The sequence below is a fragment of the Clostridium guangxiense genome, from assembly GCF_021043395.1.
Classification (GTDB): domain Bacteria; phylum Bacillota; class Clostridia; order Clostridiales; family Clostridiaceae; genus Clostridium_S; species Clostridium_S guangxiense.
In genome coordinates, this window is record NZ_JAJNKE010000026.1 from 1 (window position 1) to 12,090 (window position 12,090).

Here is a 12,090-nt window from a genome sequence, read left to right on the forward strand (position 1 = left end):
TTAGAGGTGTAAGGATGGTAACATTTTTAGCTGACTAATACTAATAGGTCGAGGGCTTGACCAAATATAAAATAACAGTTACTATGCAATTTTGAAAGTACAATGTATTTTCAATTACATATATGATCCGGTGACTATGGCTTAGCTGGTAAAATGTCTAAATGACATTTTACGGGAAATCTAGCAAATTGTAATTTGCAATAAGGATTGCCCCGCGTTACAACTAAGAGGGATTTAGGTTCACCTGAGAAGTATGAAAAACTAAATAAGTTTGATCCGGTGACTATGGCTTAGTTGTAACACCCGTTCCCATTCCGAACACGAAGGTTAAGAACTAATACGCCGATGGTAGTGCAGGGGAGGCCCTGTGTGAGAGTAGGACGTTGCCGGGTAAAATACGTGGCCAGATAGCTCAGTCGGTAGAGCAGAGGACTGAAAATCCTCGTGTCCCTGGTTCGATTCCTGGTCTGGCCACCAAAGCTCAAGCTTTTGCTTGAGCTTTTTATTTTTTTGTTTAGCTTTATTAGATAACTATATTGATATATGATGCTGATCATGACAGCTTTATAAATTGATATTTTAGACTAATAGAGCCTTTTATTATAATATAATTTTGCTCTTTATTAATAATTTTTAATAAATGTACAAAAATACAGTGTATATGTTTATAAATTATATTATAATATAATTATGAAATAACATAAATATAAAATAATATGTGCATAAAATTGCTGAAAGTGGGGGAGATCAATGAAGGTTAAAATGTCTGAGTTTTTGATAGAGAAAAGAGACATTGTTAAAAAATTAGTACATATATTATCGAAAGATTTTAAATATGTATCTGTTTTAGGTACTGATTCACATGGGAAAAAGTACACTGTTCGAAGGACAGGAGTAAATATTGGTGATTCATTTTGGAATGAGAGAGGCTTTGTAGTAAGAGTTTTTAATGGTGTTAACTATTCTGAATATTCCTTTAACAAATTAGATGATGATGATATTGATAAAATAGCATTAACTATAAAAAATAGAGTAAATACACAAATAAATAAATTACATAATAAAGCTAACATAACGAAATATCCAATTGTGGAAGATGAAAAAATAGATGGTAGTTTTATAGGTGAAGTTGATATTCTTCCTGAGGATTTTGGTGACAAGGATATAATTCATAAGCTCACTAAAGTAAAGGAAAAGGCTCTTTCATTTTCACAATTTCTTTTAGATGCACAGGTGATTTTTCATCAGGTTCAAGTATCTAAAATATTTATTTCTAATAATAAAGACTTATATCAATCATATATATGGAGCGAAGGTTATATAACAGCTTTAGCTAGAAAAGATAATAATACTAAGATTAACTACAATGTATTTTCAGGACTTAAGGGAGCCGAATTATTAGATGAGATGGATAGTAAGATTAATGATACTGTTGATACAGCAGTAAAGCTCCTAGATGCAAAGACTGTAGAACCAGGAGTATATGATGTTATATGTTCACCAGATGTATCTGGTTTAATTGCTCATGAAGCTTTTGGACATGGAGTTGAAATGGATATGTTAGTAAAAAATAGAGCTAAAGCTGCTGAGTATATGAATAAACCAGTGGCTTCTAAGCTTGTTACTATGCATGATGGAGCAACTTCAGCTAAACAAGTTTCTTCATATTTATTTGATGATGAAGGGGTACTTGGTACAGATACTGTAGTTATAGAAAATGGAATATTAAAAAGAGGTCTTTCGGATAAATTATCTGCGCTTAGGTTAAATATTAAACCAACAGGAAATGGAAAAAGATTTTCATTTGAAAGAAAAGCATACGCGCGAATGACTAATACTTTCTTTTCTCCTGGAAATGATAAACTAGAAGATATGATAGCATCCATAAAAAGAGGATTTTTATTAATGTGTCCTTCTAGCGGAATGGAAGATCCTAAAAATTGGGGTATTCAGTGTATGGTTAATTATGGAATTGAGATTATAGATGGTAAATTGACAGAAAATCTTGTTTCACCAGTGGTTTTGACTGGATATGTTCCAGAACTTTTAGAGTCGATTTCGATGATATCTGATAAAGTTCAAGTAGATGGCAATGGAGCTTGCGGAAAGGGATATAAGGAATGGGTAAAAGTCTCTAGCGGTGGACCATATATTAAGGCGAAGGTGAGGTTAGGATAATGATAAATAAAATAAAATCTATTTTGGAAGATGAAGATGTTAGTGAATATAAAATAATTGAAACAAGGACAAGCTCAGAAGAGTTATTTTTAGTTAAAAAAGATATTGATATGACTAGAAGCAAGGATGTACAACATTTTGAAATTACAGTATATAAAGATTTTAAAGAAAATGGACTCAAGTATAGAGGTAGCTCTGTTTTTAATGTAGATCCAACAATGACAGAAGATGAAATTAAAAAACTCATAAGAGATAACATCTTTGCAGCTGGATTTGTGAAAAATGAATACTATGATATTCCTAAAATAAATAATGATAAATTGGAAAGTATATATAGTAAGTTTGCAGAAGGTGAACTTTCAGATTGGATGCCGAAGTTAATAGAGGCGTTGTACAAAAATGACGACGAAGAAAAGGGTGGAATAAATTCGGCAGAAATATTTTTGAATAAAAATTATAAGAGAATTATTGCATCATACGGTGTAGATTCAAGTTACTATAATTATGATGGTATGATAGAATTTATAACAACTTGGAAAGAAAAAGAAGAAATTGAACTATATAAAATGCTTACTTTTTCAGATTATGATCCGGATTATATATCAAATTCTGTAAAGGACATGATATTTTTAGCTAAAGAAAGAGCTAAAGCTAAAGAAACTGTTAGGTCTGGAAAATATAAGATCATATTAAGCGGATCTCCTGTAAAGGAAGTACTAAGTTATTACGTTAATAATTCTAGGGCGTCTAATGTTTATAATAAAATATCTACTTTTAAATTAGCACAATTAATTCAAGGTAAAGAAGTCAAGGGAGATCTAATAAATTTAATACTTGATCCTAAAGTTAGAAACTCTATTTATTCTGAGCCTGTGGATGATGATGGTGTGGCTTTACATAAAATCACAGTTATTAAGAATGGAAAACTTGAAAAATATCATGGTGATTTAAGGCACAGTTATTATTTGAATACTAAGGTAACAGGTGACATTAAGAATTTTGTTGTAGAACCTGGAAGTAAGAGTATAGATGACATGAGGAAAGAGCCATACTTGGAGCTTGTAGCATTTTCTGATTTTCAAATGGATTCAACAACAGGAGATTTTGGTGGAGAAGTAAGGTTAGGCTGGTATTTTGACGGAGAAAAGACCATTCCTATAACTGGTGGTTCGTTAAATGCCAATATAGACAATTTACATGATAACATTTTTCTATCAAAAGAGACCCAAAGTGAAAATGGATTTGTAGGACCTAAGGCGATAGAAATGCATGATGTTGTTATAGCTGGTAGATAAATTGTATAAACTACAGGAAACCCTAAGTTTTCTGTAGTTTATTTTTAATAAAATATTGTGTTCTAACTAAATGTAAAAATCAACATTTAGTTAGAACACAATCTAATAAAAATAGTTTATGCGTTTTTGCTTAAATGTGTTTGAATGAGACTAAAAATTTGAAAAATGTATTGACAAAATGTTTAATTTTGTTTACAATATAATCAAACAAACAAATGCAAGCACAAACGCTAGTAAACGAATACATGAAAGGTGATTATATGTTTGCAGAAGAAAGACAAAAACAAATAAGTTCAATGTTAAATAAAAATGGAAGCATAAAAGTAAATGAGCTTTCCGAATATTTTAAAGTTTCCGAGGCTACAATAAGAAGAGACCTTCAAGAAATGGAGAACAGAAAGATACTTAAAAGAACTCACGGTGGAGCAGTTAAGATTGATATAACTAACTTTGAACCATCTTTTATAGATAAGAAAGATGAAAAACTTGGTGAAAAATTAGCTATAGCTAAATATGCAGCCAGTATCATTAAAGATGGCGATACAATAATTCTCGATTCTGGTACAACCACACTAGAAGTAGCGAAAAATATATTGGCAAAAAACTTGACAGTGATAACAAATTCCATAGATATAGCAGAACAACTTTCCAACAATAAGGATATGGAGCTTATCATAACTGGAGGAAGTTTAAGATTTAATACTAGAGCTATGGTTGGTCGTACTTGTGAAGATATTTTTAAGTATTTTAGAGTTGATAAAGCTTTTATTGGAGCTAATGGCATATCGGCCATTGAAGGTATTACAACACCAAACTTTATTGAAGCACAAACTAAAAAAGCTATGATGAATTCTGCTAATAAAGTGTTTATAGTAGCTGATAGTTCTAAGTTTGAAAATGTATGTCTTTCAGTAATTTGTGAAATTAAAGATGTTACATCAATTATTACGAGTGGGGATATAGCTGATGAAGTTATAAGCGATTTTCAGAGTAGAGGTGTTGATATTATAGTCACTGGCTAAAATGGAGGTGAACGTTAATGGTAATTACAGTTACATTGAATCCAGCAATGGATAAAACAATTGCAATTCAGGATTTTGAACTTGGAAAAGTAAATAGAGTATCTAAACTTAGATATGATATAGGTGGAAAAGGGATAAATGTTTCTAAGGTTCTAAAGAAATTTGGAATACCATCGGCGTGTACCGGATTCATAGGTGGAAGCTGGAAGAATACCTTTAAAAAAGAATTAAGAAATATGGGAATAGTTAATAACTTTTTAGAAATAACCGAGGATACTAGAACAAATATAAAAGTTGTTGATAACAAGAATAAAATTTATACAGACATAAATGAACCTGGGCCTGAAATTACAGAAGAAGAATTAAATGATTTTATAAATAAATTTAAAAGTATTTGTAATGAAGGTGATATAATAGCCCTTTCTGGAGGAGCGTGTCCTAATATTCCTAAAAATATATATGGGATTTTAACAAAACTAGCGAAGGAAAAAGGTGCTTTTGTGATTTTAGATGCAGAAGGAGAACTTTTAAGTGAAGGAATAAAGGAAAAGCCTGATATTATAAAACCTAATAAACATGAGTTTGAAATTCTTCTAAATAGAAATTTGAATTCAGAGGATGATATGATATGTGAGGCGAAAAAGCTTATAGATAATGGACTAAAGAAAGTTTTAATTTCACTTGGAGAAAAGGGAGCAATTTTGGTAAGCAACAAAATGGTATTATATGGTAAAGGCCTAAAAGTGCCTGTAATGAGTACTGTTGGAGCAGGTGATTCAATGGTTGCAGCCTTGATATATTCAATGCTAAATAATTTTGATGATGAAAAGACTTTGAAATTTGCAGTGGCAACAGGGGCTGCGTCAGTATCACTTGAAGGAACACAGGCATGTGATTTAAATCAGGTTCAAAGCTTGGTACAAAAAGTAAATATAAATGTTAGGAGGAATTAAAATGAGCACTAAGGATATGTTTTCAAAAAATAGAGCAGAATTTAACTTGAAGGCTAAAACTAAAGATGAAGTTTTAGATGAATTAATAGATATATTGTATAAGGATGGAAAAGTAACAAATAAACAAGAACTAAAAGATGCTGTTTTAAAAAGAGAAGAAGAATTCTCTACAGGAATTGGAATGGGAATAGCTATTCCACACGGAAAATGTAGTGCAGTAAAGGAACCAACGATAACTTTTGGTTTAAGTAAAGAAGGAGTAGACTATCAGTCAATGGATGACAAACCAGCAAAACTATTTTTCTTGATAGCAGTACCACAAGAATCTAGTGACGTTCATTTAAAGGCACTTAGTGAGATATCAAGAAAGCTTATGCATGAAGACGTTAGAGAAAGGCTATATAATTCAAACAACTTTGAAGATTTCATAAAGATATTCGAGTAGATATAACTTAATCTAAAATTTTAAATTAAGCTATTTTAAGGAGGAGTAATTATGAAAAAGCTAGTAGCGGTAACATCTTGTCCTACTGGTATTGCACACACTTATATGGCAGCAGAGGCGCTTCAAATGGCAGCGAAGGAAATGGGGATTGAAATAAAAGTAGAAACTCAGGGATCTGTAGGAGCAGAAAATGTAATAAATGAAAACGATTTAAAAGAAGCTGCTGCTGTTATTATAGCAGCAGACACAAACGTAGATAAGTCAAGGTTTGCAGGAATGCCACTAGTTGAAGTGCCAGTTAAAGATGCAATAAAGGATTCTAAAGCACTTATAAACAGAGCACTTTCAACAAAAGAAGTATTCAAGGGAAAAGAGAAAAAAGAAGAAAAAGCTCCACAAGCAGAAGGAAAGTCCATTGGTAAGGGTATATACAAGAATTTAATGACTGGTGTTTCATTTATGATACCTTTTGTTGTAGCAGGAGGAATACTTATAGCACTTGGTTTTGCAATAGGAGGAATTTATGTTTTTAAATCGCCAGGTACTATTGGTGAGGCTATATTTAGTACCGGAAAACAGGCATTTGCACTTATGCTTCCTGTTTTAGCAGGATATATATCTTATTCTATAGCTGATAGGCCGGGGCTTGTACCAGGATTTGTTGGTGGGGCTCTTGCAAGTACTATAGGAGCAGGATTTATAGGAGCACTTTTAGCAGGATTTATTGCAGGATATACAGTAGTCCTTATTAAAAAGTATATTAGACTTCCTAAAGCATTAGATGGTTTGATGCCAGTTTTAATAATACCTGTACTTTCAACTTTAATTATAGCACTAATAATGATATTTGTTTTAGGCGGACCTGTAAAAGTAATAAATGATGGTTTGGCAGGATTCTTAAAGGGACTTCAAGGAGCAAATGCAGCATTACTTGGAATTGTGTTAGGAGCAATGATGGCTTTCGATATGGGTGGCCCTTTCAATAAGGCAGCATATGTATTTGCAACAAGTACTTTAACAACCACAGCGTTGTCATCTGGAGGAACAGCTATAATGGCAGCAGTAATGGCAGCAGGTATGGTTCCACCACTTGGAATAGCACTTGCAACAGTTATAGCTAAAAATAAATTTACAGAGCAGGAGAGAGAAGCAGGAAAAGCAGCATGGGCACTTGGTGTATCATTCATAACTGAAGGAGCAATACCATTTGCAGCAGCAGATCCACTTAGAGTTATACCATCAGTTATGGCGGGCTCAGCTGTGACTGGAGCATTATCAATGGTATTGGGTTCAAAGCTTGCAGTTCCTCATGGAGGTATATGGGTATTGTTCATACCAAATGTAGTAACGCACTTATTAGGATATATTATAGCGATAGTTGCTGGAACAATTGTAACAGGAGTAGTACTTTCGGTTGTTAAAAAGAAAAAAGTATTTTAAGGTTTTCAAAGTGAAGAGGGTTTAGTACTCTCTTCACTTTTATTTTAGTGCGCCCAGCATGGGCGACAACTTGGCGGTGCAAGTCCGCTGTGGGCTTGATAGTGGGAACCACTAGCCGACGGCAAGGGTGTCCTCCGCGAGGGGGAATCTGAAGGAAGCAATAGGCAAAATCTCGGTCTGAGGTACACGAATCACATATAAGGCTTATTTAGGAAGGACGAGTTTGCTAAACAAAACGAAGTCCAACACTATCCGAATTTCTAGAGAGTAAATGTGGCAGATATATGAGATGAAGGTTGTCGTTCTTACCTGGGGAGGTCTGATAGATAAATCATCAAAGAATGTAATTTCTGAATGATAAGTTATATAGTGATATGTAGTTGAACTATCAGAAGTCAGCAGAAATCATAGTACCACGTTAAACGCGTTAACGTGGGAAGGATTGAACAATAGGAGGTTTCGAAATTTTGAAAGATACGAAGGAATATGAGGAAAGCAGACAACTTCATAAAGAAGGCTATCTACAAGAGAATAGAGTGGAACTCAAAGATAATGTAGAAGTGCAGAGTATTTCGTCCATGTCCGAAGAAGGAAGAAACAATGTATATAAATATGGCAATGATTTACTTAGCAAAATTCTATCAAGAGATAATCTAAATAGAGCTTTTCTAAGAGTAAAGGCTAACAAGGGGAGTCATGGAATTGATGGTATGAAAGTAGATGAACTTCTACAGCACTTAAAAGAAAATGGTGAAACCTTAAGGCAGTCATTGTTGATGGAAAGGTATAAACCTAAACCTGTTAGGCGAGTAGAAATACCAAAACCAAATGGTGGAACAAGACTACTCGGTATACCTACTGTCGTAGACAGAGTTATTCAGCAAGCAATACTAGGATGGGTTAATTACTTTTCGATTGCTGACATGAAAAGTACACTTCAAAAACTTGATGCATGGCTTAGGAGAAGAATGAGAATGTGCTTTTGGAAACAATGGAAGAAAATTTCTACGAAGCATAATAATCTTGTTAGGCTTGGAGTTTCTAATTATAAAGCTTGGGAATATGCCAATACAAGGAAAAGCTATTGGAGAATATCTAAAAGTCCTATTTTAGAAAAAACATTAACTAAGAAATACTTAGAGAAGCTTGGTCTTGTATCTATGACAGAAATATATTTATTAAAACATTAATTTCTATTGAACCGCCGTGTACCGAACGGTACGCACGGTGGTGTGAGAGGTCGGTAAATGAAATAATCATTTACCTCCTACTCGATTAGCAGTGATGATAAGTATTAGCATATTTCATTAAGTGTATAGTTGCTATTATTGGTGATTTTGCTTTTTAATTTGTCTAAGAAAGCAGTATCCATATTTTTATACTTATTTTCACTTTAATAATTTCTTTAAATGCACATACTAAGTCTAAAAGGGTGGTGTACATATGAAGAATTTTAAGATAAAAGATGAAATTAGAAATATAATTAAAATTTATTTTAGAGATATTAGAACTATCTTAACTAACTATGTTACATTCGGAATAATATTAGCCCTTATTGCTTTGCCATCACTGTATGCATGGTTTAATATAAAAGCCTGTTGGGATCCATATTCAAATACCAAGGGGTTATCTGTAGCTGTTGTCAATAAAGATAGAGGAGCTAGTTATAAAGAAACAAGCATAAATGCAGGAAGTGAAATTATAAGCCAGCTTAAAAGCAATAATAAAATAGGATGGAAGTTTACAGATGGTTTGGAGGCTTTAAATGGAATAAGAAGTGGAAAGTATTATGCCACGATAACTATACCTGAAAATTTTTCGAGGGATTTAATATCTGTGGTTACTGAGGAAAAACCAATAAGAGCAGAGTTAATTTATTCGGTAAACGAGAAGAAAAATGCTATAGCGACAAAAATTACAGATAAGGGCGCAGCTAGCTTAAGAGATGAAATAAATAAGGAATTTATAAAAACATCAAGTAATATGATTTTTAACTTTTTAAATAAATTTGGAACAGAACTGGAAAAAAATAAGCCTGCACTTCAAAGATTAGCGGATACAATCATTGACCTTGATAATAAAATGCCTGAGATATCAAGAAATATAGATAATACTTATTCAGGGGCAATAGTTCTTAAAAGCTATATAAAGACTGTTCAAGGCAACATACCAGTAATATCAGATACTTTAAATAGAACTTTAAGTATTGTAAAGACCAATGATAAATATTTAAGTCAGGTTAGAGCGTCTACAAATGTTATTGCTGCTGTTGTGAAGGCTGATGAGGAAATTGCCAGAGGTTCATCGGATACGATAAAAGGCCTTTTAAGTGGGGCACAGCAAATTAATACTTTGGATACGCCTAGTTTAATACAGGTTTTAAATACTGTAAAAACTAACTATGTAAATAGTTCAGCAAAGATAAGCAATGATATAAGTATGCTTCAATCTATGATTACAGGTCTTAGTCAATCGACAAGCGGACCTAATGTTTCTGCATCAAGCCTATCAGGAACTTTGAATCAATTTAAAGGAAGCTTAGCTAATATAAAAAATAAAATTGATTCCCAAGCTAATAATGCGGACAATGCAGTAAAGTTACTTCAGAATGGTTCTAACACTGTTGGAAATATACCTCTTAAGGATTTAATTCAAGATGCTCAAAATATATCTAATCAAATAGATAGTTTAATAAATCAATATGATAATGTTACAGCTCCTGCTATAAATAGTGCTGTGAATAGCTTCTCGGGAATATCTCAAAATACAATAACAATTTTAGAGGGAGCTCAAAATAATTTACCAGTTTTAAACAATTTGCTTGGAATTGCAAGTGGGCAAACTTCTTCAGGTATTATTGCTTTGCAAAATATAAAAAATAAATTTCCATCAATTGAAAGTGATGTACATTCTAGTGCTGATAGGTTAAGAAAACTTAATGCGGACGGACGATACGAAGAAATTGTAAGGATGCTTGAGAAAAATGCTATAGCAGAAAGTGACTTCCTTTCTAATCCAATAGATATTAAGGAAAATAGGATATTTCCTATTCCTAATTACGGTTCTGCTATGTCACCTTTTTATACTACGCTTGCAATATGGGTAGGAGCATTTATACTTCTTTCATTGTTATCTGTTGAACCTATGGAATTAAAAAATGGCACAAAACTAAGTTCAAGAGAAAAATTTTTAGGTAGATTTTTGACCTTTTCAACAATTACTACTGCACAGGCACTTGTAGTTAGCATAGGTGATATGCTTTTACTTAAGACTTATGTATTGTTTCCAATTTTATTTGTGATTTTCAGTGTATATGTGAGTATTGTATTTACGATGATAACTTATACTTTAGTTTCTGTGCTTAATAATATAGGAAAGGCAATTGTAATGATATTAATGGTGCTTCAGGTGTCTGCTTCAGGTGGTACATTTCCTGTGGAATTAATACCTCCATTTTTTAAAAATATAAATCCATTATTGCCGTTCACGTATTCTATAGGAGGTATGAGGGAACTGGTAGCCGGGATAGTGTTTTATGAACTATTATATAATATAATATTGCTGCTTATTTATTTTGTCGTATTCTTGATCATCGGGATTTTATTTAAAGAAAGAGCAAATAAGATAAATGAAAGATTTGTAAAGCAATTTAAAAGCAGCGGTTTAACTGAAGAATAAAAAATTTTAGTGGTAATTTTGTCAAATAAGTTATATTATATATAGTAAAAAATAATTTGTTAGTTGAATTGGTGGGGTGCAAATGAAAAATATAGGAGCTTTTTTTGATATAGATGGGACCTTGTATAGAGAGGGGCTAATAACGGAGGTTTTTAAGAAACTTATTAAATATGAAATTGTAAATCCTAAAAAATGGTACGAGGAAGTACAGCCGGAATTTAAGAAATGGGATACAAGGAAGGGGGATTATGATAATTACCTCCTTAAAATGGCGGAAATTTATATCGATGCAGTTAAGGGGCTCCATAGATCACAGGTAGAATTTATAGCAAGGCAAGTAGTTAGGCAAAAAGGTGATAGGGTATATACTTATACTAGAGATAGAATTAAATGGCATAAGGCGAATGGTCATAAGGTGATAACTATTTCTGGAAGTCCTCTTGAACTTGTAAAGCAGATGGCAAATAAATATGGGTTTGATGATTATAAAGGAGCGGAATATATATTTGGTGATAAAAATGGAATATATACAGGAGAAGTTATTCCTATGTGGGATAGTATAAGTAAGGACAAAGCTATAAAGGAAATGGAGACGAAATATAATTTGGATTTAACTAAAAGCTATGCATACGGTGACACAGCGGGGGATCTATCTATGCTTAAGGCAGTTGGAAATCCAATATGTATGAATCCAACAAAGGAACTTGTAAGTAAAGTTATGGAAGACAATATATTAAAAGAAAAAGTAAAGATCATCGTTGAAAGGAAAGACATGATTTATAGACTAACTCCCCAATGCCTAATCTGCGAAGGAGAGTAATCATACGCGGGGTTTGGGCGTAAGCCCATTATCCTTCTAGAACTTCAAACAACCTCTTTGTTAGCAAATTCAAATAACTGAGAGTAAATACAAACTAAAATCGCGGGGCTTGGGCGTAAGCCCATTATCCTTCTAGAACTTCAAACAACCTCTTTGTTAGCAAATTCAAATAACTGAGAGTAAATACAAACTAAAATCGCGGGGCTTGGGCGTAAGCCCATTATCCTTCTAGAACTTCAAACAACCTCTTTGTTAGCAA

General features: G+C 32.9%; 9 protein-coding genes, 1 tRNA gene and 1 rRNA gene. All 11 read left to right on the forward strand.

Translation table 11 applies throughout. From position 1 onward, the window contains the following. Positions 1 to 275 precede the first annotated feature (275 nt). Positions 276 to 392 (forward strand): 5S ribosomal RNA (gene rrf / locus LQK79_RS14090). A gap of 9 nt (positions 393 to 401) precedes the next feature. Further along, positions 402 to 477 (forward strand) — tRNA-Phe (locus LQK79_RS14095). A gap of 273 nt (positions 478 to 750) precedes the next feature. Next, on the forward strand, positions 751 to 2,178 hold the full coding sequence (locus LQK79_RS14100; protein ID WP_053242195.1) for a TldD/PmbA family protein: 1,428 nt from the start codon (positions 751 to 753) through the stop codon (positions 2,176 to 2,178). Then, positions 2,178 to 3,473: a TldD/PmbA family protein gene (locus tag LQK79_RS14105; protein WP_231016944.1), complete on the forward strand. Its 1,296-nt coding sequence runs from the start codon at positions 2,178 to 2,180 to the stop codon at positions 3,471 to 3,473. The genes LQK79_RS14100 and LQK79_RS14105 overlap by 1 nt, the downstream gene beginning before the upstream one ends. A 245-nt stretch (positions 3,474 to 3,718) precedes the next feature. Beyond that, a complete protein-coding gene (locus LQK79_RS14110) occupies positions 3,719 to 4,495 on the forward strand; it encodes a DeoR/GlpR family DNA-binding transcription regulator (RefSeq protein WP_407928535.1) in 777 nt (258 codons plus the stop codon). A 17-nt stretch (positions 4,496 to 4,512) separates the two neighbouring features. Then, positions 4,513 to 5,448: a 1-phosphofructokinase gene (gene pfkB, locus LQK79_RS14115; protein WP_231016945.1), complete on the forward strand. Its 936-nt coding sequence runs from the start codon at positions 4,513 to 4,515 to the stop codon at positions 5,446 to 5,448. Between the two features lies 1 nt (position 5,449). Further along, a complete protein-coding gene (locus LQK79_RS14120) occupies positions 5,450 to 5,893 on the forward strand; it encodes a PTS sugar transporter subunit IIA (RefSeq protein WP_053242197.1) in 444 nt (147 codons plus the stop codon). Positions 5,894 to 5,944: 51 nt separating this feature from the next. Further along, the gene (locus tag LQK79_RS14125) at positions 5,945 to 7,333 is read left to right on the forward strand and encodes a PTS fructose transporter subunit IIC (RefSeq protein WP_231016946.1); all 1,389 of its coding nucleotides are present in this window, start codon (positions 5,945 to 5,947) and stop codon (positions 7,331 to 7,333) included. 467 nt (positions 7,334 to 7,800) lie between these two features. Next, the gene (locus LQK79_RS14130; protein ID WP_231016948.1) at positions 7,801 to 8,523 is read left to right on the forward strand and encodes a group II intron maturase-specific domain-containing protein; all 723 of its coding nucleotides are present in this window, start codon (positions 7,801 to 7,803) and stop codon (positions 8,521 to 8,523) included. 253 nt (positions 8,524 to 8,776) lie between these two features. Beyond that, the gene (locus LQK79_RS14135; RefSeq protein WP_231016950.1) at positions 8,777 to 11,011 is read left to right on the forward strand and encodes a YhgE/Pip domain-containing protein; all 2,235 of its coding nucleotides are present in this window, start codon (positions 8,777 to 8,779) and stop codon (positions 11,009 to 11,011) included. An 82-nt stretch (positions 11,012 to 11,093) separates the two neighbouring features. After that, positions 11,094 to 11,831: an HAD-IB family hydrolase gene (locus LQK79_RS14140; RefSeq protein WP_053242816.1), complete on the forward strand. Its 738-nt coding sequence runs from the start codon at positions 11,094 to 11,096 to the stop codon at positions 11,829 to 11,831. Positions 11,832 to 12,090 lie beyond the last annotated feature (259 nt).